Genomic DNA, 22,253 nt, shown 5'->3' on the forward strand with positions numbered 1-22,253 from the left:
AAACTAAATGACATGCCGCAAGTATCGCAAAAAGGGCAGTTGATGCCACAATCTCCTATACGTAAATTAGTACCCTTTGCTGAAGCAGCAGAAGCCAGAGGTATTAGTATTCATCAATTAAACATCGGTCAGCCCGATATTCAAACACCTCAAACTGCGCTTGACGCTGTAAAAGAGGCTGATATTGATGTTTTATCCTACAGCCATTCTGCCGGATTTTTAAGCTATCGTCAAAAGCTGGCAGCTTATTACGGCAAACAAGGCATCGAGATGGACGCTAACGACATCATCATAACGACAGGAGGATCAGAAGCTCTTATGTTTGCTATGGGAAGCATTACAGATCCGGGTGACGAAGTCATTATCCCCGAACCTTTTTATGCAAACTACAATGGTTTTGCTACAGCTTCAGGTGTTACCGTAAAGCCGGTGATCTCTTCTTTTGAAAGTGGTTTTGCGCTTCCTCCTATTTCTGAATTTGAAAAACAGATTACCGATAAAACCAAAGCAATCATTATTTGTAATCCTGGAAATCCTACCGGTTACTTGTATAACAAAGACGAACTCAACCAACTTTCTGAATTGGTTAAAAAGCACGATCTGTTTTTAATTGCAGACGAAGTTTACCGCGAGTTTGCCTACGATGGCTTACAGCATAATTCGGTTTTGAATCAACGTGAGATCGACGCGCATACGATTATGATCGATTCGGTTTCTAAGCGTTTTTCTATGTGTGGTGCACGTATTGGATGCATCGTAAGTCGCAATAAAGAACTTATGGCGACAGCAATGAAATTTGCTCAGGCGCGTTTGAGTCCGCCAACGTTAGCTCAAATTGCAAGTGAAGCTGCTCTAGATACACCGCAGTCTTATTTTGACGAGGTAATTTCTGAATATGTTGACCGTAGAGATACGCTGGTTGCAGGGTTAGAAGCTATTCCCGGTGTGCGTGTTGCTAAGCCTAAAGGTGCATTTTACTGCATCGCCGAGCTTCCCGTAAAGAATTCTGATGATTTTGCACAGTGGCTTTTAGAGTCTTTTGAGGTCAACAAAAAGACGGTAATGGTCGCTCCAGCAGCAGGTTTTTACTCAACTCCGGGCGAAGGTTTAAATCAAGTGCGTATCGCTTACGTACTTAAAAAAGAAGATTTGATTGAAGCGGTTGAACTTTTAAAAGAAGCTTTAAGCCAGTATAAAGACTAAATGCAAATTCAGGAAAACGCTTCTTTAAAACCGTACAATACCTTTGGTATTTCAGCAAAAGCAAAAGCATTTATTTCGGTTTCAAATATCGAAATGCTTAAACAAGCTTTGGCAAATTCTGCATATCCTAAAAAGTTTATTTTGGGTGGCGGCAGTAATATGCTGCTGAAAAATGATGTAGACGCTCTTGTGATCCACATCGCTTTAAAGGGAATTAAGACGGTAAAAGAAACGGATGAAGCGATTTGGTTAGAAGTTGCCGGCGGCGAAAACTGGCATAAGTTTGTGATGCATTGTGTGGAGCAAGGCTATGGTGGTGTAGAAAATATGGCACTTATTCCCGGCAATGTAGGTACGGCTCCTGTTCAAAATATTGGTGCTTACGGCGTAGAATTGAAAGATCATTTTCACAGCTGTACTGCAATTCACAGAACCACGCTAGAACAAAAAACCTTCTCGCTTGAAGCTTGTCGTTTTGGTTATAGAGATTCGGTTTTTAAAAATGAGTTGAAAGACCAATACGTCATTACTGCGGTTACGTTTAAGCTTGACAAGACAAATCATACATTAAACACCGGTTACGGGGCAATTCAAGAAGTACTTGCTGAAAAGCAAATCAATAATCCTACGATAAAAGATATTGCTCAAGCGGTCATTGATATTAGGTCTTCAAAACTTCCCAACCCTGATGAATTAGGCAACAGCGGGAGCTTTTTTAAGAATCCCGTGATCTCGATAAAGCAGTTTGAAAAGTTACAGCAAGAGCATCCTAAAGTTCCATTTTACACGGTTTCAGAAACTGAAATTAAAATTCCTGCGGGTTGGCTTATTGAACGGGCCGGATTTAAAGGAAAACGTTTTGGTGATGCCGGTGTTCATAAAAATCAAGCTTTAGTTCTCGTGAATTATGGCAATGCAAGCGGTAACGAAATCTGGGATTTGGCGCTGCGAATTCAGAAAGAAGTTCTTCAGCAATTTGGCATTGAGATTCAGCCTGAAGTCAATATTATAGAATAACTAAAAATCCGTTTCAATGCTATTTGAAACGGATTTTTAGCTTCCGCATATTTCACAACACTCGATTCAAATTTAACAGTAGGTTTTGTTATCCTCACTCCGTAAATACGACCAAGCATTTGCTTTGGGCTCAAGGCTTCATTTTGTATCTTTGCACTATATATTTTAGTTATGAAACTACTATTGATCACATTACTTTTATTAGGACTTGCTTTTGCCGGAATTGCAATTAAGATCTGGGCAAAAAAAGACGGTAAATTTGCCGGAACTTGTGCAAGCCAAAATCCTTACCTGAACAAAAGTGGTGAAGCTTGTGGTATGTGCGGTAAGATGCCGGACGAAATTGGCGACTGCTCTACGCAAAAAGCCTCATAAATTCTTGGCTTGACTTTTTTAAGTCCATTCCTCTTTTACAGCTTTCTCCTTATCTGCTGTATCAACTTAGGGTATTTCCTTTACTTTTCGGTATTTAACGCTGAAGAGAAAAAAGAAAACAACAATTCGCATTTTGATGGAATTTCTATCATTATTTGTGCTAAAAATGAAGCAGCGCATCTCCTTGGTTTAATTGAAAAACTCCTTTTTCAGGATTATCCTCTTTTTGAAATTGTATTGATCAACGATCACTCTAGCGATGCAAGCCTGAGTATTATGCAGGATTTTGAAAAGAGAAATGCTAACATTTCAGTTTTTGATCTTAAATCTTCTACCGGAAAAAAGGCAGGAATAACGCTAGGAATCAAAAATGCGCAATACGAAACCTTAGTTTTCACAGATGCCGATTGTCTCCCCGCGTCAAATCAATGGCTCAAAAAAATGAGCGCAGCCTTTTCAAGAGAAACACAAATCGTCCTCGGTTATGGGGCTTATAAAAAATTTAAAGGATCGGTTCTCAATAAACTCATCCGTTTTGAAACGCTACTCACGGCGTTGCAATATTGCTCTTACGCTTTACGCAAAAATCCCTATATGGGAGTAGGCAGAAATCTTGCCTATTCCAAATCGCTTTTCAATACTTCAGGTGGCTTTGAAGCGCACAATCACGTGAAGCCCGGAGACGATGATCTTTTTGTAAATCAAAATGCTACACCAACAAATGTAGCAGTCTGTACTAAACCGGAAGCATTTACGATTTCTGCTCCAAAGACCAACTGGAGGGATTGGTTTATTCAGAAAAGAAGACACGTGGGCGTCGCTCATTTGTACCTACCTAAACACCAATTACAACTGGGAATGTTTTATACCTCGCAGCTTTTATTTTTTATACTCTTTGCTTTGGTACTCGTCACTCAAGGATATTTATTACCTGCGGTAGGCTTATTTTTTACGCGTGAGTTGTATGTTTGGCGTGTTTATGCAAAAGCTGCAAAGAAGCTGAAAGAACAGGATCTGATATTTTATTCCCTCTTGCTAGAACCATTTTTAGTGAGCTTGCAATTGCTTATCTTTATAACAAACACACTGGTAAAACCCCGCCGTTGGAAGTAAATCAAGACATCGTCAATAACAAAATAATTCAAGCTAAAGCAGGAAGTCAGAGCGCTTATAATTACCTGCTCAACACCCATTGGAATATGGTTTACCGCTTTCAGCTTGACCGTACTAAAGACGAATTTAAAGCGGAAGAAATTACGATTCAGACCTTTGCGAAAGCCTTTAATCAATTAGAGTCGTTTGACAATGCCTATAAATTCAGTACGTGGTTGATCACGATTTCTAAGAATTTACACATTGATTTACTTCGGAAAGAAAGCAGCAGGCAGCGTCATTTCAGTAAAGATGAAAAGATGAATAAAGTAGTTGACGACAACCCAACTGCTGAAGACGCGCTCATCACAGAACAAAGTCTTTCTGAACTCAAAGGGCATATCAAAAAACTTAAACCGCATTATCAAGAAATGATAAATTTGCGCTACTTTCAAGAAATGAGTTACAAAGAAATGGCGCAAACTTTAAACGAACCTATGAGTAATGTGAAGGTGAAATTATTGCGCGCACGCCGCTTACTATCAGACTTGATTGAAAAAGAGCAATAAGCAATCATGAAAGCATTTTTTAAACAGTTGGGTCCCGGTCTTTTATTTGCCGGTGCTGCTATTGGTGTATCCCATTTGGTTCAGTCTACCCGTGCGGGAGCTGATTATGGCTTAGGTTTAGTCTGGGCGTTGGTGCTTATTCACATTATAAAATATCCTTTTTTTCAGTTTGGTCCCAGATATGCCGCCGCTACCGGCCAAAGTCTTCTAGACGGTTATAAACGTCTGGGTAAAGCCGTTTTAATAATTTATTTCTGCATCAACTTACTTACGATTTTCACCATTCAAACCGCGGTAACCATCGTAACGGCAGGTATTGCTACCTATATCTTTGATGTGAACTGGGACATCACAATCTGGTCTCTGATCATTACCGGCATTTGCGCTGTAATTTTAATAATTGGCCGCTACAATCTCTTAGATCGCTTGATGAAAGTCATCGTGATCACGCTCACGATAAGCACGCTTGCTGCAGCTTTTATGGCAGGCTCACAAACTTCTGAAGCTGTTAGTTTAACTCAAATTCTTCCTAAAGATTCTGTGGGTATTGCATTTCTTATCGCATTTATGGGCTGGATGCCCGCGCCTTTAGACATTTCTATCTGGCATTCCTTATGGTCTTTGGAAAAAGCTAAAAGTGGTACGATCACACCAAAATCTGCTGTGTTTGATTTTAACATCGGCTTTCTAGGCACTATAATCGTTGGCACCTGTTTTGTAGCATTAGGCACGTTTATTATGTTTCATAGCGGTAGCAGCTTTAGCTCTAGCGGTGTTGCTTTTGCACAGCAATTAATTGATATGTACACCGGTAGTCTGGGTAATTGGGCATTTTACCTCATTGGTATCGCAGCCTTGACGACTATGTTTAGTACAACGCTTACAACTTTAGACGCTTCGCCGCGCTCCATGGCAAAAGCATTAGAACTTATCACCGAAAAAGAAAACAAGAATAGTTATCTCATTTGGATCATCATTCTCATTCTGGGCACTGTGGGTATTCTTTTCTTTTTGACCAACGAGATGGGAACACTGGTAAACATTGCAACCATCCTTTCTTTTTTGACTGCTCCGTTTTTTGCGATCAGTAATGTACTGGTAATGAACAGCGCCGAAGTGCCAGAAGAACATCGACCAAGCAAACTGCTTAATTATTTCAGTTGGTTTGCTATCGTATTGCTCGTTCTTTTCAGCTTGTGGTATTTGAGTACGCTATTCTGATTTTTTCTTTCGTTCTTCCTTGCGAGTTCTAATGGGTGCATTTTCTATAACGGTAGAAAGCACAATATGCGTTTTGGTCTCGCCATACGTAATGAGTTTATCGATAAATTCTTCTAGATGGAATTGATCAAAAAGTACCACTTCCATAAAAATATTTTCATTCCCCGTAATTCGATAGCAATTGAGCACTTCGCTAAAATCATGAACCTTCTCTAAGAAGGGTTTCAGCCTTCCCATAAAAGCCCTCAACGTGATTATAGCTTTAAGTTGATGACCCGATTCTATATGAGAGATTTCAGCTTTATAACCTATTAAAACACCAGCATCTTCCATCTTACGAATGCGCTCTGCAACGGCAGGCGAAGTGATGCCCACTTCACGCCCAATCGCACTCACACTCATACGCGCATTGCGTTGTAGAATTTGAAGAATTTTCCAGTTTGTAGAATCAATATGCATTTTTAAACAAATTAGATTTATTTCTTTAAAAATTAAAGTAAATACAAATTTACACTTTAAAATCAAAATATATAAGTTTTGAAATACCGCTAAATTTGAATCACAATTTAAACGATGACTTACGTACCACGAAATACGCATCTTTATAACCAAGCAATCGAGATCCTGAAGCTTTCGCGCTCAGTATCAAACTATTTGGTTTATGATCTTGCCCATCTCAAGAAAGATGGCAGCGAAGATCCATGCGTATATTTTACCGGTGATATCGTACGTCAATCAGACTCACTCGCTCCGGAAATTTTAAAAGCCGAAAACCAAGCTTTTCAAGACGACCGATTAAAACACGCTGCTTCTTTAGACCAGTTGACTTCTAGTCTATACCGCACGTGTGAACGTCTGGAGCGCGCAGAAAGCAATGGAAAAGACTTCGTACGCATATTGCGTCGCGAAATTCGAAAATTCAGAAAGCTTCAGCATAAATGGATGATGACCTTATAGGTACATCTATTTCTTTGAAAAGAATGTTTTGTATTTTTAAATCAATCCTTTCACCCCTATATTAAGGCTCAGATTTAAAGCTAGAAAACACATGCCATCAGAAGACGATTTTAATTCGCAAAATGATTATCAAGATAGCGAACTCTTTAAAAAAGCAACCGAAATTTTAAAGTTGGCCAATCGTATTGCAGAGATTGCAGCGTCTTATGAGATTGACTCAAAAGACAAAAATGAACAAGAAATTTTGCGCAGTCAAGCCTTGTTCATACGTGAAGATGCATCAATCATTCCTTCAAAGATTGCTGGAGCTTATCATTGTGACCTTTATGACATTAAGATGGAAAAGGCCACTATCATTCGCAAATGTGCACGCGATCTCGCAACACATATGACCGGTTTAGAGATGTTTGGTTTTAAAGAAACCGAATACCTCAACTTACTTCGTAACGAGATTGAAGATTTCAGGATTTTATTTGCAGAATGGGTAAAGACTTTTGACCCGTGGAATTACATGATAGATCGCTGGGGACTCTTTAATCCACCGGGAATCAATTATAACGATCCCGATCCGGACGACGATTTACCTTTTGATCCCGACGATCTTGATTTTGAAGATTAAAAACAGTAAACTAAATCAAGTTAAGCCTATGCGGCATTGATTGAAAACGAAATTTCAATTCCGAGGCAAGCCTCGGTATATTAAACCCTTTGGCGGTGCTAAAAAAATGCCCTTTGAAAAAAGGGCATTTTTTTGATATAATGTTTGATTAGGTCTTACATATTTCTTCTGTACTGACCTCCAACTTCAAAAAGTGCTGCGGTAATTTGACCGAGCGAACAGATTTTTGTCGCTTCCATAAGTTGTTCAAAAATATTATCGTTGTTGATCGCCGCCTCTTGTACTTTACGCAAGGCATTTTCCGCCTGATCTTCGTAGGCTTTATGAAGCTTTGTTAAGGTATTGATCTGCGCTTGCTTCTCTGCCTCAGTTGCTCTGATGACTTCTGCAGGTTTTACCGTTGGCGAACCTTTACTGCTTAAAAACGTATTCACACCAATAATCGGGAAATCTCCATTGTGTTTCAGCGTCTCATAATACAAGCTTTCTTCCTGTATTTTGCTGCGTTGGTACATGGTTTCCATAGCGCCTAATACGCCGCCGCGTTCTGTAATTCGATCAAATTCAGTCAAGACGGCTTCCTCTACCAAATCTGTAAGTTCTTCTATTATAAACGCCCCTTGAATAGGATTTTCGTTTTTAGCTAAACCTAACTCTTTATTAATTATTAACTGAATCGCCATCGCTCTGCGCACGCTTTCTTCAGTTGGCGTGGTGATCGCTTCGTCGTAGGCATTGGTATGTAACGAATTGCAATTATCATAAATCGCATACAGCGCCTGAAGCGTCGTACGGATGTCGTTAAAATCAATTTCCTGCGCGTGTAAAGATCTTCCTGAAGTTTGAATGTGATACTTTAGCATTTGAGCTCGAGGATTGGCTCCGTATTTATGCTTTAGCGCTTTAGACCATATTCTACGCGCCACACGACCGATCACAGCATATTCTGGATCGATACCATTACTGAAAAAAAACGACAGGTTGGGACCAAATTTATTGATGTCCATGCCGCGGCTTAGATAGTACTCCACATAGGTAAACCCATTTGCTAAAGTGAACGCGAGTTGTGTAATAGGATTAGCACCTGCTTCAGCAATATGATATCCTGAAATAGAAACCGAATAAAAATTGCGCACCTGATTCTCGATAAAATATTCCTGCACATCCCCCATAAGACGCAGTGCAAATTCAGTTGAAAAAATACAAGTGTTTTGCGCCTGGTCTTCTTTCAGAATATCGGCCTGAACGGTACCGCGCACCTGTTTGATCGTTTCTTCCTTAATTTTTGAATAGACATCCGCTGGCAAAACCTGATCTCCGGTAACGCCAAGCAACATCAAACCCAGACCATTATTTCCTTCGGGAAGTTCGCCGTTGTATACCGGTCGATCTAATCCATTTTCCTTATAAATCGAATGAATGGTTTGCTCGACTTCGTCTTCTAAATTGTTCTCTGTAATGTATTTTTCACACGCCTGATCAACGGCTGCATTCATAAAAAAGCCAAGCAACATTGGTGCCGGGCCGTTAATGGTCATACTTACCGAAGTCATCGGGTTTGCCAAGTCAAAACCTGAATACAGTTTTTTTGCATCATCGAGACAGCAGATAGAAACACCCGCATTTCCGATCTTTCCATAAATATCTGGGCGATGATCGGGGTCATTACCATAAAGCGTGACGCTGTCAAAAGCGGTAGAAAGTCGCTTTGCAGGTAGGCCCATGCTCACGTAGTGAAAACGACGGTTGGTACGCTCCGGGCCACCTTCTCCGGCAAACATTCGGGTAGGATCTTCTCCCGTGCGTTTAAACGGATACAATCCTGCTGTATACGGAAATTCTCCCGGCACATTCTCTTGCAACACCCATTTTAAAATATCGCCCCAGGCTTGATATTTTGGCAACGCCACCTTAGGAATCTGACTGTGCGACAAAGATTCTGAATGCGTTTCGATCTTGATTTCCTTATCACGAACCTTAAACGTGTATACCGGATCTTTGTAGCGATTCACTTTATCTTGCCAACCTAAGATCACTTCCCAATTATAGGGATCCAGATTCATTTTTACCTTGTCAAATTCAGCTAGAAGCAGTTTTGCTAAATCCTGATCTTCTGCAGCGTCGTTTAGAATTAGTCCAGTCTTGTCAAGTTTAGGCAACTCACCGGTTACGGTATCTAATGTTTTAAAAATCCCGTAGAGTTTTTGTGCAACTTCAGCCTGAGTAGCTGCGGTGTCATCATAACTGCGATTATTTTCGGCGATCTCAGAAAGGTAACGCGTGCGCGCCGGCGGAATCACAAAGATCTTTTCAGACAACTCATCGGTAGCGCTGAAGGTACTTTCAAAATTCGCTTCGGTTTTTGCATTGAGTGTTTTGATGATCTCGGAATATAATTTATTCATTTCGGGATCATTAAACTGCGAAGCGATAGTTCCGTAAACAGGTAAATCTTTTTGATCAACTTCCCACAATTGATGGTTGCGCATATATTGCTTTTTCACATCACGCAGCGCATCCTGAGCCCCGCGTTTGTCGAATTTATTTATGGAAACCAGATCGGCAAAATCAAGCATATCGATTTTTTCAAGCTGCGTAGCCGCGCCAAATTCCGGAGTCATCACATACAAAGACACATCGCTGTGTTCAAGAATTTCGGTATCGCTCTGGCCGATTCCGCTGGTTTCTAAAATAATGAGATCGTATTGAGCCGCTTTCAACACATCAACGGCTTCTTGCACGTGTTTAGAAAGCGCCAAATTGCTTTGACGAGTCGCCAGCGAGCGCATATAAACGCGCGGCGAATTGATCGCATTCATACGAATACGATCGCCTAAAAGCGCACCGCCTGTTTTACGTTTTGAAGGATCTACCGAAATAATCCCAAGATTTTTATCAGGAAAATCATTTAAAAATCTTCTTACGAGTTCGTCTACCAGCGAGGATTTTCCCGCACCTCCGGTTCCTGTAATTCCCAATACCGGAACGCTAGAAGCTGTTTCTACCGCTCTAAATTTCTCTAGAAATACGTCGTGATTATTTTCAGCCATGGAAATGAGTCGGGCTAAAACATTCACGTCCTTTTCCTGAAGCGCGATTTGAATTTTTTCAGTCTTCGGCAAAACTTCCGCAGCCGGAGCAAAATCGGCCTTTTCAACAAGATCGTTGATCATTCCTTGTAATCCCATCTCACGCCCATCGTCTGGCGCATAAATACGCGTGATCCCGTAATTCATTAATTCCTCGATTTCTTCCGGAAGAATTACTCCGCCGCCGCCGCCAAAGATCTTGATGTGTCCCGCTCCCTTTTCCTGAAGCAAATCATACATATATTTGAAATATTCGGTATGACCGCCTTGATACGAAGTCATTGCAATCGCCTGAACATCCTCTTGAATAGCCGTGTTCACAACCTCTTCTACACTGCGGTCGTGCCCGAGGTGAATCACCTCAACACCTGTTGCTTGAATGATACGACGCATAATGTTTATTGCGGCATCGTGACCATCAAAAAGCGAGGCTGCGGTTACAATACGTACTTTATGTTTAGGATTATATGGCTGAATTTGATTCATTCGTAATTTTTTGCTTTTTTAAGACCACTAATTTAAATAATTACTAACTAATTGATAATTATTTTGTGTTATTAATATTATAATTTGAAAGTTTATTTTCTAGATTAGCGAGCAGACAAACTTAATTTTATCCGCTGAGAATCAACCAACCAAGCTTTTCAAATTATGCAGAAAATTACGCTTTTAATCAATTGTCCAGATCGCAAAGGTATTGTCACCACTATAACACAGTTTATTCTTGAACGCCAAGGAAATATTGTGTATCTCGATCAACATGTAGACCGCCAGGAAAGTATCTTTTTTATGCGTGTTGAAAGTGAATTTGATCAAGAGGGTTTTAGCATCGCAGATTTTGAGATGCAGTTTATTGCTCAATTTGTTGACGATTATCAATTGACCTATCAACTTTTTGATGCATATTACAAACCGCGTTTAGCCCTTTTTGTTTCTAAATATGATCACTGCTTATACGATCTTTTAGGACGTTACGCCTCAGGAGAATTACCTGTTGAGATCCCCCTGATCATCAGTAATCATCCTGATCTGGAAATCGTAGCCAAACGTTTTGAAATTCCGTTTAAACATATTGCGGTGACTAAAGCAACTAAGGCAGAAGCTGAAGCAGAACAAATCGCAGCGATTAAAGAGCACAAAATCGATTTGATCGTTCTCGCACGCTATATGCAAATCATTTCTGATGACTTTGTAGCACAATTCAAGAATAAGATCATCAACATTCACCATTCCTTTTTGCCGGCATTTATCGGAGCAAAACCCTACCACGCTGCTTTTGAACGTGGCGTAAAGATCATAGGCGCTACCAGTCATTATGTTACTGCTGATCTGGACGAAGGCCCTATTATTGAACAAGAGATCGTACGTGTGTCTCACGTGCATTCGGTTCAGGATTTTATCCTTAAAGGAAGGGACTTAGAAAAAATTGTTTTAGCACGCGCTATCAAAGCCCATGTGGAACACAAAGTATTAGTTTTTGGTAATAAAACCGTGATTTTCTCTTAAAGCACATTTTTTAAATCTTCAAGAATAGCCTAACTTAACACTATGAAAAAAATAGTAGCCCTTCTTTCGGTTTTAATCCTTAGCAGTTGTGCCGAATTACAATCTGTGGTTGATAATCTACCCAATCAAACGGGCATTGACAACACAACCATCGCCAGCGGCCTGCGCCAGGCTTTGGATTTTGGTATCGACAAACAAGTAACCAAACTCACCCAAAAAGACGGCTTCTACGGAAATAATTTAGTAAAAATCTTGCTACCGGAAGAATTACAAAAAGTAGATCAAACCTTACGAAATGTTGGCCTTGGCAGTCTTGCCGATGAAGGCTTAAAAGTACTTAATCGTGCTGCTGAAGATGCGGTAAGCGAAGCGACGCCTATTTTTGTTGACGCCGTCAAAGGCATCACCTTCAACGATGCTAGAAATATACTTCTGGGAGCTGATAATTCGGCAACAACCTATCTGGAAAATAAAACCAGTGCGCAATTGTATGACAAATTCAATCCGGTAATCAAATCATCTTTCAGCAAAGTGGGCGCTGATCAAATCTGGAGCAACCTCATCACCAAATACAACGCATTACCACTTACCAATAATGTAAATCCTGATTTAACAGATTATGTAACCAAAGAAGCCTTAAAAGGGGTTTACACGATGATCGCTGTTGAGGAGAAAGAAATAAGAACCGATTTTTCTGCGCGTACCACCACGCTGCTTAAAAAAGTGTTTGCACTTCAAGATTAGAATCTTATGTCAAATCCGCTAAAAATAGTTGTTGCCGGCCCTATCCCAAGAGATACGATTTCAACTTATGAAAACGATATTATTATGCGCTATGGCTGTGTTACGCACCCGGTGATAGCGCTATCCAAATTATTGGATGATGAAGGCGTGGTTGTACCCGTAAGTAATATGCATAAGAAAGATGAAGAAGGGATCACCTCTGAATTTGCTCCTTTTAAAAATATTGATCTTAGCGGAATCAACACTAAAGAAGACAGCGGCACCGTGATTCTTCTTGATTTTAAAGATCAAAATAATCGCGAAGAAAAACAATTGGCTTGTATGAATCCCATACGGCCAAAGCATATTAAAAAACATCTGGATGCTGCGGTTTTCGTTTTTGTTCCCATCACCGATTTTGAAATAAGCCTGAGCACACTCAAACATATTAAAAAACACAGCGACGCAACCATCGTTTTTGATGCGCACGGTGCCACCACAGCTATGGATGTTAAAGGGCATCGCCATCGCAAATTTTGGGTAGATCGTGATGAGTGGCTTCCGTATATTGATGTTTTAAAAATGAATTTAGAAGAATCGCAATGCATGTCATTCGCGCGTGAATACGAGCGCGAGATTCCTTCAATTTATGACGAGAACGCAACAGAACATCTCGACGATCTTGCTATGCACGTTTTGAAAAAAGGCGTGTCGTATTTCTATGTCACCATGGACTCCAGGGGATGCATTTTGTATGCTATGGAACATGACCAACTCAAAAAAGACTGGATCGCTTCGGTTAAAGTCGACAAAGTTGTGGATACTACAGGATGCGGAGACAGTTTTGCCGGTGGATTAGCTTATGGATTTGCTAAATATAACGATCCCATAAAAGCAGGTCAGTTTGCTAACATTTTAGGAGCTCGACGCACACAAGGAAAAGATTGGGATGTATTTAAAACTGCTGAAGAAACCGAAGAAATACGCAGGAACAGCTACTCTTAACTTAGCTACTTCATCTGAAATACCAAATCCTGAAAATAATCAAAGGCTTTTAGAAGCCTACTACCGTACCAACTGAAATACTCCCCATCTACACATAGAATTTGTGCTTCAGTCTGAGTTTCGAATTCGGCAATATGTTTTTCAGAGAACGGAAACGGTTCTGAAGAAAGCAGTACATAATCTGCTTTTTTCAGCAGCTCTGAATCCACTTCAGGATATCTCGAATGTTCTTCTGCTATACTATTTCTGAAACCACACACTTCTAAAAGCACATTGATAAAGGTCACTCTTCCGGCAGCCATTAGCGGGTCTTTCCAAATAATATAAAGTACGCTGCGCACAGGCTCAGAAACCATTTTTGCTCTGAATTGCTCAAGTCGGTTTTTTACCGCTGTTACCAATGCTTCAGCTTGAGGTTTACAACGTAAAAGTGTTCCTAAGTCATCTACAAAACTGTAGAATGAATCAAAATCATTTATATCTGAAACATACACTGGAGCGATTTGTTCACAAGCCACAACAATTTCCTGAGTATTTTCTTCCTTATTACACAGGATAAAGTCAGGTTTTAGGGCTGCTATGCGATCGGCGTGAATGGACTTGGTTCCACCAACTATAGTTTTTTGTTTTCTGAGATTTTCAGGATGTATGCAAAATTTGGTCACACCAACTAACCAATCGCTCAATCCTAAATCTACCAACAATTCGGTGAGACTGGGGACGAGACAAACGATACGTTTGGGAGTGTTTTTGAGGTTTATTTCACGGCCTAATTGATCTAGCATAGATCAAAAATACAGGTTTAACCGAGTTTTTCGAGATGCGAAGCCATTTGCTTTTGAAGACGTTCTGCTTCGGCTGCTGCTGCTTCAGCAAAATCTTCAGATGAAGATGCATAAATAATTCCGCGAGAAGAATTGATGAGCAGTCCGGCCTGATCATTCATTCCGTATTTAAAAACCTCATCCATACTTCCGCCCTGCGCACCTACTCCCGGAACGAGCAAAAATGCATCCGGAATAATCTGACGAATATTTACCAGAAATTCAGCCTTTGTTGCGCCTACTACATACATCAAGCGCTCGCTGTGCTCCCAAGTGGTTGACGTCGCTAAAACTTTTTTATAGAGCTCGGTTCCATCAATTTGTTGGGTTTGAAAATCGAATGCACCGGGATTAGACGTGAGCGCCAGCATTATGGTGAATTTCTCTTCAAAAGCCAGAAAAGGCTCAATGGAATCTTTTCCCATGTAAGGTGCTGTGGTCACCGAATCAAAACCAAGATCTTCAAAAAAAGCTTTAGCATATCTACTTGAGGTGTTCCCGATATCACCACGTTTTGCATCGGCGATCGTGAAAACATCAGGATGCTTCTCGTTTAAATAGTTTATCGTTTTTTCTAAAGACTCCCAGCCTTTTAAACCGTAAGCTTCATAAAAAGCGGTGTTGGGTTTATAAGCCACCGCAAACTGATGCGTCGCATCAATGATCGCTTTGTTGAATGCAAAAATGGGATCTTCTTCCTCAAGCAAGTGTTTAGGAATTTTATCTAGATCGGTGTCCAGTCCCACACATAAAACTGATTTCTTTTTCTTTATTTGCTCAACAAGCGTATTGATGTTCAAAACGATATGTATTTACAATTAAGCGATTAAATAGAATCGCCGCCTTCGGCTAGTTTTTCGGTATTGCTTACCAGTTGTAATTCGTCAATAATTTTCTGAATATCTCCATCAATAATATTGGCCAAATCATAAAGCGTCAAGTTAATACGGTGATCAGTAACCCTTCCTTGTGGATAGTTATAGGTACGTATTTTTGCACTTCGGTCTCCACTGGTTACCATTGACCCACGTTTTGCTGCATCTTCTTCCTGCTTCTTAGCAAGCTCTAAATCATAAAGACGCGAACGCAATACTTTAAACGCTTTCTCTTTGTTCTTATGCTGAGATTTTTGATCTTGACATTGCGCCACCAAACCTGTTGGCTCGTGTGTTAAACGCACCGCAGAATACGTCGTGTTTACCGACTGCCCACCAGGACCTGACGAACAGAAATAATCTATACGTACATCTTTAGGGTCTATTTCTACATCAAACTCTTCAGCTTCAGGAAATACCATAACGGTAGCCGCACTGGTGTGTACACGACCTTGTGTTTCGGTTTGTGGCACACGCTGTACGCGGTGTACTCCGGCTTCAAAGCGTAAGGTTCCATAAACGTCTTCACCGGTCACCTCAACCTGAATTTCTTTATAACCCCCACTGGTTCCTTCACTGTAATCAATCGTACTGGTTCTCCAGCCTTTGCTCTCGCAGTATTTCATATACATACGATACAGGTCTCCGGCAAAAATACTTGCTTCGTCCCCACCGGTTCCTGCTCTAATTTCCATCACAGCATTCTTTGCGTCTTCAGGATCTTTAGGAACAAGCATAAAACGAATTTTTTCTTCCAAAGCAGGCATCGCCTCCTTGGCCTCTTCTAACTGAAGTTTTGCCATCTCGGTCATTTCAGGATCGCTACCATCGGCAATGATCTCTTCAGCTTCCTCAATACGCTGGGTATGCTTAATATAGTTCTCGCGCTCATCCATAAGTGCGCGTAAATCTTTGTATTCTTTATTTAATTCAACATAGCGCTTTTGATCGCTGATTATATCTGGCTGAATGATAAGATCGCTTACTTCGTCAAAGCGTTGTTTTATAAAGTTTAATCGTTCTAGCATAAGCATTTTTAATTGCTTGCGAATTTACATAAAAAAAAAGCGTTTTGCTGTTATTTTAATTGTGCGAAAAGCAATGTTTAGGAAGAAAGAATACTTCAGCTGCTATCTTGAGTTTATTCTGAATAGTCGGTGCTGTATTTACGCTCCCGATCTAAAAGTCCCGTATTTAAACCGTAGTTGATAAGTAAAAACAAAGACGTTACATAGGCTATTCGTTCTAAGTAGTACATTTCATAAATCGAAACGTAATATGCAAAACATGAAGCAACATCTGTTATTAAACAGCTGTACGCGAGAAAACAAAATATTATAGACCTGCGACTTCCTACACGGTAATAATAATAAAGGGAAGACAATAAAAGCGCAATAATAGCACTTCCAAAAATATAAAATGCATAGGTTATTCCCGGTTCTCTAAATTCTGGAGAGGCAATTTCCTCAAGCTGTACAAGCATAAAAGCAAAAGCGAATGTAAGCAGAGCTCCTACTAAAAGGGAAGGTGTTTGAAATTTGTATTTAATAAGCTTACGCCATTGCTTTATTAATAACAGAATATAGCTCAAAATACTGAACGCAAAAAAGTAATAATCGTAATCGTCTTGCTCATAATGGATATAAAAATAATCTCGAGCAACTAAAGCAATTAAAATGGCCACAACATACTTGTTACGCCCTGAAATAAAAAAGGTGTAGTAACTCAAAAAAAGGCAGGTAGAAATAAGCCGCACGCCGCGCATAGGGATAGGAGAAAGAAAACTTATAGCCAAAATATTGAGTACCGCAATCACAACAGCGCAAAACACCAAACTGCTAAGTTTGAGCATCTTTTTCTCTGTTTTAAAATTGTTTTGAATACGGCTCATAAAACCCGCTAAAAATTTTCTTCTGATACAAAAACCGGACTATAACGAGTCAAAGCCCCTGCAATACAGCACTTAAACTTAATTATTTTATTGAAATGAATGCATATAATCTTACCAAAAAAGCCTTGTCAAATAAACAAGGCTTTAGAAGTAAAACAACTTTAAATTTAGAAGTCAGTCTGAAAAACATCTGCAGCATTAAATGCTCCGGTTTGCATAATTGTACTTGAATGACTTAGTCCTAGCTGCGTCACAGCTGCACCATTAGAATCTCCTAGCTGTCTTGTTAAAGCATAGTTATCATCTCCCCATTGTGCTACTGTTGCGAAGTTAAGATCTCCTGAAGTCTGAAGCGTATTTGCATAATTACCATCTCCTACTTGCTCTTGAAAAGAGGTTTGTGTAGAGAAATACTGCTGTGTATTTGCAAAATTGTTATCGCCTTCCTGATATTGACGTGAGTAGTTGTTGTCGTTACCTTGGTAAGCCACAACCTCATTATTATCACCTATAGAAGCTTGAAGCGCAAATTGATATTGTCCTCTTTGCGTTATAGTAGCGTCATTTGCATCACCATACTGCTCCTGCTGCGCAAAACCGATTTGAGAGGAAGCCCAGCCCGTATAGTCAACACCTTGCGTGATCGTTGCTGAATTTGTATTACCATTTTGAATTTGGTAAGCTGCATTATCATTCCCCCATTGGGTTAGTGTTACACTGTTTTGAGCCCCAGATTGATCAGAATAGCCATAATTAAAATCACCTACCTGCTCTACGGTAGCATCATTTTCTGTACCGTACTGATAAACATAATCCCCATTGACTGCTCCTTCCTGAGAAATTTCGGCAGTGTTTCCTTCAATTTGCTGTACAACCTGTGAAAAATTAGAATCACCCAGTTGGGAAATTGCCGCGTCATTTAAATTTCCATATTGATAAGAATACGCTGAGTTGTAAGCTCCTTCTTGATCAACATCCAGAGTATTTTCATCACCTAATTGATACCCATAAGAATAGTTGTATGTACCTACTTGATACACGACTCCAAGGTTGGCATTACCCTGCTGTTCTAAAGTACTCGAATTGCTCTGTGCAATTCCTGCTGCGGAGATTAAACTCGCACCTAATAAAAGAATAGAATTTTTCATAATTCAATTAATAATATATAAATGGTTAATAAATAATATACTTAGTTGACGGCCAGACGGCTGCTTAAAGGGGAGAGGTTCTAGGGAATCTTTAAAATAACTTAAATTCCCACCCAACAAGAAATTTTTCGACGAAAACGTTGTATTTCAAGACAACCTGCACTTAAATATTTTATTATCAGATATTTGCAAATTGACTTAAGATTTTCATTAACTTAACCTTGATTTATTAACCATTTTAAAACCAAGTAATTATGAAAATCAAATCGCTTGTTATGTTGGGCGCACTGAGCTTGCTCTTTTCGTGCCAAAATGAACAACCTATCGCAGACCAGAAAGAAACTCTGGAACAAGAACTAGAAATTACGCCTAAAATCCTAAGTCAAATTGAAGCGCTGAGCTTGAATCCCGAGGATGTAGAAACCATTACAACAACTTTCCCTGACGGAAGCACGAGAACCAGCTTGCTGATCGAGGGAGATATCGCTATCAGTGCTGCAGAATTAGAAAGCATACGCCCTGTTGATATTAGCAACAAGCAATACCGCACCTATAATTTAGTAACTTCTCCCAGAGTTATCGAAGTAATTGGTTATACAGGCCTGGGCTTCAATCAAAATTTAACAGCACTGCAACAGGATGCACTTACCGAAGCTGTAGCAAATTATAATGATCTGAATTTAGGGCTAAGTTTCAATCTTACATTCACCAATGATCTTACCAACGCAGACATTATTGTATTTCAAAATCCAAATGGCGCTGCTGGTGGTGTTGCCGGTTTTCCTTCTGCAGGAAATCCTTATCTATATGTTCAGATCTATTCTGGTATGGAAAATTATAGTTTAGAAGTTAACACCCATGTTATGACGCATGAGATTGGTCATACCTTGGGACTTAGACATACTGACTGGTTTACACGTCAGAGTTGTGGTCGACCTAGTTTTGGCGAACTCGCTAATCCTTCAGGGGCTGTTCATATTCCGGGAACTCCGTACAGGTTGGATCCTAATTCTGTAATGCTCTCTTGTTTTGGCCTGGATGAGACCGGAGAATTTGGGAGATACGATATTGTAGCTCTTGAGTATCTTTATTAAGGTAAAAGGAAACTGCTTACTACAAATAAGCAGTTTCCTTTTTTTATACACATCTGTTTTTTTTTTAAACAGGCGCATTTTCTTCAATCAATTTTTCTTCTTTTAATTCAGCCCATAGATCGGCAGGAATTTTTACTGAAAAAGAAGTTGCATTTGCTGCAGACTGCTCTGCAGTACTCGCACCGGGAATTACAGAGCCTACCACAGGATGCGCTGCACAGAACTGCAATGCTACCGTACGTAAATCTACGCCATAGTTATTGATGATAGCATTCATTTTCTCTCGCTTTTCTACCATGTCTTGAGGCATTTTTCCGCCATAGTTCCAGCGATCCCGATTGGCTAAGAATCCGGCGTTCAATGGACCTCCAATTACAGCGCTCACATCCTTCTTCTCCATCGCAGGAAAAACTTCATTCAACGCATTCTTATGTTCTGCTAAAGAATATTGAATCGCAACAAGCATCACATCAGGATCTGCCACTTCCAAGCATTTTAAAATGGGCTGTGGAGTATTTACGCCCATTCCCCAGCCTTTGATCAGGCCTTCTTCACGCATTTTGGTCAATTCAGGAAATGCTCCTTTTTGCGCGATCTCAAAATGTTTAACCCAATCTTTGCCTAAGTCTCCATTATCTGGGGATAAATCGTGAACAAAAACAATATCTAAAGAGGCTAAGCCCAAGCGATGTAGGCTATCTTCAACAGATTTACGTACTCCTTCAGCAGTGTAATCATAGTTATGCTTGAAGTTGAGCTTTCCCTCCCACAATAAATCTGGGTTTGGTGTAAAACCTGCATTAGGTTCCAGAACACGTCCTACTTTAGTTGAAATTAAAAAATCCTCCCGCTTTTGTTCAAACAAAAAATGTCCTAATCTACGTTCGCTAAGCCCCAAACCATACCACGGTGAAGTATCAAAATAACGTACGCCGTTATCCCAGGCCGCTTGAAGGGTTTGCGTAGTTGCCGCGTTAGAGTTCTTGTGAAAACCATTTCCAAAAGCAACTCCACCTATACCATGTATAGCAGGGAAATCTATTGGTGTTCGCGCCAAGCCTTGAGGTGCAGCAAAAGGAATTTTTGTTTCTGACCGTGCCGTATTAAAAGGTGCCGAAACCAAAGCTGCCGAAGCAAGTGCCGATTTTGTAATAAAGTTTCTTCGTGATGTCATAGCTTATATATTTTGATTTTTTGTTTTTTCGCAAACTGAAAAAGCATTAATGCTTTTTCAACCTGTTTATTAGAGCCGCGCTTTATAAGTTTTTTTCCTAAAGCAGCCGTAATCTTAAGCCTGTAGCTCTAAAACAAAATAACAACCGACAATTGAGATCGCTACTGTAAAAACCTATGAGGAGCCTGTAATTTCCCATCACAAAACACTATCATAAAATTAACAGAATGGAGCACTGATATGGCTTTTTAAGGGATCACAAACAGCCTGAAATTAAAAAAGTGGCTAGTTTGTTCAAACTAACCACTTTTCAACTTGTGACCCCGGAGGGATTCAGTATTTTTAATAAAACCCTAGAAAACAGCGTCTCTAAGCGATTTTCAAAATTTTTGCTTGTCGGATCGCTACCTTACGTTTTGATGCTATTTACCTGACATTCAATTCAAAGGTAGTATTTTCATCTAAAACAACAAGCCTATCAGCAAAAATGCTCATTTAAAATTATATTTCAACTAGTTCTTCAAAGTCCAATTTAATGAGTTCCCAAATTTCACCAAGTCACCCTTGATACACCCTATTAAATAAGATTTACCAAGCCCAGAAAAGTATCTCTCAGAATAGTCTTAATTTTTTCAAAATCTATACTACCATATGGGCATCGCTGAACAAATCAATATCAATAGACTCTCGATGACCAAGTTAGAAGACTCAACGAGTTATCTCCTACTCTATAAGATTATAATTCTTGAGATTTTCTTCAAAAGAGGGTAAATAACTTTTCTTGATCGATTGAACAATCTTCTTAACAGTCTGTCTCCCGTAAAATGCAAGAAGCTCTTGTATTTCTTTTCCGTTTCCGCGCTCAAGTACGCGTTGTATTACAGCACGCTTGTTTTTATCCCAATCTATCTGCTCTAATTGAGTATCCCAAAAGAGCGCTTTTCTAAAATGATTGAGGTTGGGAATTCTCCTATAGTTTGCCGCAATTTGTTGCTGCACATCATAGCTGGCTTGCAGGAGCATAAAGTAATCTGGCTGTACGCTAAAAACATCTCCCAGCTTAATAGAAAGTTTTGCATTTATGGCTCTTCGCCCGTTTAAAATTGCGCTAATGGTTTGTTTATGCTCATCAATAGTTCGCGCTAAATCACTTGCGGTAGTCCCGCGCTTTTTTAAAGCACGTTTTAAAACAGCTCCGGGATGAACACCCTTTATTTTATCCAGATCAGGTAGCATGGCAAAAACTTTCTGTAAAGATAGCAAATAAAGTAAACAAAAATGTTTACTAAAAGACCATATATGCAATTCTTCGAATAATCCGTTAAATTATGTAACGGGGTATTCTATTAATGAATAGCTTTTATTAGCCACTTATTTAATTCCACCATATTTTGCAGGAATTGGTTTTCCTTTAGATTCCATAGTCCACAAAAGACTAACGATCCACCAGCGCCCTTTATAATACGTTAATTGATAACTATTCACTCCTTTATCATCAACTCCCTCAGAGTCCTTTCCATAAAATGTCTGAAACACCTGAGCTATACCATTATATTCATCTACAACTTTATGGATTTCTTTTTCAAGATATCCTTCTTCATAGTAAGGATCTTTTAAAAGCGTCAGAAAATCGTCTAGTGAAACAGATTCAGCTTTTATAGAATCTGCAACTGTAAATTGGGCTGCTGGATGGAATAAATTCCGAACTGCTGCAGTATCCATTTTCTCCCCTTTTTCTATGCTTATTTCCTCAAGGAGCTCATTGATAATTCCATCAATAGATGTAACAGAACTATCTGATTGCTCCTGAGCTAAAGCATTAATGGAAATGCTTAGGAAAAGCAGTAGAAAACGATAATGTTTCATAGTGT

The 22,253-nt window shown here is 39.7% G+C and carries 22 protein-coding genes; 12 read left to right on the plus strand and 10 right to left on the minus strand.

What is annotated here, in order from left to right; genetic code table 11:
- Positions 1–12 precede the first annotated feature (12 nt).
- The 6 genes from MED217_RS15130 (at position 13) to MED217_RS15155 (ending at position 5,477) form a co-directional block, all read left to right on the plus strand.
- Complete coding sequence (locus tag MED217_RS15130; protein ID WP_009781420.1) at positions 13–1,203, plus strand: pyridoxal phosphate-dependent aminotransferase; 1,191 nt, start codon at positions 13–15, stop codon at positions 1,201–1,203.
- Complete coding sequence (gene murB, locus MED217_RS15135; protein ID WP_009781421.1) at positions 1,204–2,220, plus strand: UDP-N-acetylmuramate dehydrogenase; 1,017 nt, start codon at positions 1,204–1,206, stop codon at positions 2,218–2,220.
- 171 nt (positions 2,221–2,391) lie between these two features.
- Positions 2,392–2,595, plus strand: coding sequence for a hypothetical protein (locus tag MED217_RS15140; RefSeq protein ID WP_009781422.1), 204 nt, complete (start codon positions 2,392–2,394; stop codon positions 2,593–2,595).
- Positions 2,596–2,604: 9 nt separating this feature from the next.
- Entirely contained in the window at positions 2,605–3,708 is a 1,104-nt protein-coding gene (locus MED217_RS15145) for a glycosyltransferase (RefSeq protein WP_009781423.1), read from the plus strand.
- Complete coding sequence (locus MED217_RS15150; RefSeq protein WP_009781424.1) at positions 3,699–4,256, plus strand: RNA polymerase sigma factor; 558 nt, start codon at positions 3,699–3,701, stop codon at positions 4,254–4,256. Before MED217_RS15145 ends, MED217_RS15150 begins: the two co-directional genes overlap by 10 nt.
- Before the next feature lie 6 nt (positions 4,257–4,262).
- Positions 4,263–5,477: an Nramp family divalent metal transporter gene (locus tag MED217_RS15155; RefSeq protein ID WP_009781425.1), complete on the plus strand. Its 1,215-nt coding sequence runs from the start codon at positions 4,263–4,265 to the stop codon at positions 5,475–5,477.
- On the opposite strand, the gene MED217_RS15160 is transcribed toward MED217_RS15155, so the two are convergent.
- Positions 5,469–5,936 carry an Lrp/AsnC family transcriptional regulator gene (locus tag MED217_RS15160; protein WP_040533710.1) on the minus strand — a complete coding sequence of 156 codons (468 nt, stop codon included), beginning with the start codon at positions 5,934–5,936 and terminating at the stop codon, positions 5,469–5,471. The two genes, MED217_RS15155 and MED217_RS15160, sit on opposite strands and share 9 nt — an antisense overlap.
- Before the next feature lie 114 nt (positions 5,937–6,050).
- Here MED217_RS15160 and MED217_RS15165 point away from each other — a divergent pair, with 114 nt between their 5' ends.
- Together MED217_RS15165 and MED217_RS15170 are read left to right on the plus strand one after the other, a co-directional pair.
- Positions 6,051–6,434, plus strand: coding sequence for a hypothetical protein (locus MED217_RS15165; protein ID WP_009781427.1), 384 nt, complete (start codon positions 6,051–6,053; stop codon positions 6,432–6,434).
- Positions 6,435–6,525: 91 nt separating this feature from the next.
- Positions 6,526–7,053: a hypothetical protein gene (locus MED217_RS15170; protein ID WP_009781428.1), complete on the plus strand. Its 528-nt coding sequence runs from the start codon at positions 6,526–6,528 to the stop codon at positions 7,051–7,053.
- A gap of 155 nt (positions 7,054–7,208) precedes the next feature.
- Here MED217_RS15170 and MED217_RS15175 read toward each other — a convergent pair whose 3' ends face one another.
- Entirely contained in the window at positions 7,209–10,628 is a 3,420-nt protein-coding gene (locus MED217_RS15175) for a methylmalonyl-CoA mutase family protein (RefSeq protein ID WP_009781429.1), read from the minus strand.
- A gap of 165 nt (positions 10,629–10,793) precedes the next feature.
- Between MED217_RS15175 and purU the strand changes: the two genes are divergently transcribed.
- Genes purU through MED217_RS15190 form a run of 3 tightly spaced genes read left to right on the plus strand, consistent with a single transcriptional unit; the run spans position 10,794 to position 13,376 of the window.
- A complete protein-coding gene (gene purU, locus MED217_RS15180; protein WP_009781430.1) occupies positions 10,794–11,648 on the plus strand; it encodes a formyltetrahydrofolate deformylase in 855 nt (284 codons plus the stop codon).
- 42 nt (positions 11,649–11,690) lie between these two features.
- Positions 11,691–12,392 carry a DUF4197 domain-containing protein gene (locus MED217_RS15185; RefSeq protein WP_009781431.1) on the plus strand — a complete coding sequence of 234 codons (702 nt, stop codon included), beginning with the start codon at positions 11,691–11,693 and terminating at the stop codon, positions 12,390–12,392.
- A gap of 6 nt (positions 12,393–12,398) precedes the next feature.
- Positions 12,399–13,376 (plus strand): carbohydrate kinase family protein, encoded by a 978-nt coding sequence (locus tag MED217_RS15190; RefSeq protein ID WP_009781432.1) that lies wholly within the window; start codon positions 12,399–12,401, stop codon positions 13,374–13,376.
- Positions 13,377–13,381: 5 nt separating this feature from the next.
- On the opposite strand, the gene MED217_RS15195 is transcribed toward MED217_RS15190, so the two are convergent.
- The 5 genes from MED217_RS15195 to MED217_RS15215 form a co-directional block, all read right to left on the minus strand.
- Positions 13,382–14,161: an ABC transporter substrate-binding protein gene (locus MED217_RS15195; protein WP_009781433.1), complete on the minus strand. Its 780-nt coding sequence runs from the start codon at positions 14,159–14,161 to the stop codon at positions 13,382–13,384.
- A 17-nt stretch (positions 14,162–14,178) separates the two neighbouring features.
- Entirely contained in the window at positions 14,179–15,000 is an 822-nt protein-coding gene (gene pyrF, locus MED217_RS15200) for an orotidine-5'-phosphate decarboxylase (RefSeq protein ID WP_009781434.1), read from the minus strand.
- 26 nt (positions 15,001–15,026) lie between these two features.
- Positions 15,027–16,103, minus strand: coding sequence for a peptide chain release factor 1 (gene prfA, locus MED217_RS15205; RefSeq protein WP_040533712.1), 1,077 nt, complete (start codon positions 16,101–16,103; stop codon positions 15,027–15,029).
- Positions 16,104–16,216: 113 nt separating this feature from the next.
- A complete protein-coding gene (locus MED217_RS15210) occupies positions 16,217–16,927 on the minus strand; it encodes a hypothetical protein (protein WP_040532939.1) in 711 nt (236 codons plus the stop codon).
- A 206-nt stretch (positions 16,928–17,133) separates the two neighbouring features.
- Positions 17,134–18,114 carry a hypothetical protein gene (locus MED217_RS15215; protein WP_009781437.1) on the minus strand — a complete coding sequence of 327 codons (981 nt, stop codon included), beginning with the start codon at positions 18,112–18,114 and terminating at the stop codon, positions 17,134–17,136.
- Between the two features lie 254 nt (positions 18,115–18,368).
- Between MED217_RS15215 and MED217_RS15220 the strand changes: the two genes are divergently transcribed.
- Positions 18,369–19,208 carry a M57 family metalloprotease gene (locus MED217_RS15220; RefSeq protein ID WP_009781438.1) on the plus strand — a complete coding sequence of 280 codons (840 nt, stop codon included), beginning with the start codon at positions 18,369–18,371 and terminating at the stop codon, positions 19,206–19,208.
- A gap of 64 nt (positions 19,209–19,272) precedes the next feature.
- Here the strand turns inward: MED217_RS15220 and MED217_RS15225 are convergent, their stop codons facing one another.
- The 3 genes from MED217_RS15225 to MED217_RS15235 form a co-directional block, all read right to left on the minus strand.
- Positions 19,273–20,382 (minus strand): aldo/keto reductase, encoded by a 1,110-nt coding sequence (locus MED217_RS15225; protein WP_009781439.1) that lies wholly within the window; start codon positions 20,380–20,382, stop codon positions 19,273–19,275.
- A gap of 723 nt (positions 20,383–21,105) precedes the next feature.
- Positions 21,106–21,618 (minus strand): HigA family addiction module antitoxin, encoded by a 513-nt coding sequence (locus MED217_RS15230; RefSeq protein ID WP_009781440.1) that lies wholly within the window; start codon positions 21,616–21,618, stop codon positions 21,106–21,108.
- Between the two features lie 135 nt (positions 21,619–21,753).
- Positions 21,754–22,248 carry a hypothetical protein gene (locus MED217_RS15235; RefSeq protein ID WP_009781441.1) on the minus strand — a complete coding sequence of 165 codons (495 nt, stop codon included), beginning with the start codon at positions 22,246–22,248 and terminating at the stop codon, positions 21,754–21,756.
- Positions 22,249–22,253: the final 5 nt, after the last annotated feature.

The sequence above is a fragment of the Leeuwenhoekiella blandensis MED217 genome (assembly GCF_000152985.1).
Lineage (GTDB): Bacteria > Bacteroidota > Bacteroidia > Flavobacteriales > Flavobacteriaceae > Leeuwenhoekiella > Leeuwenhoekiella blandensis.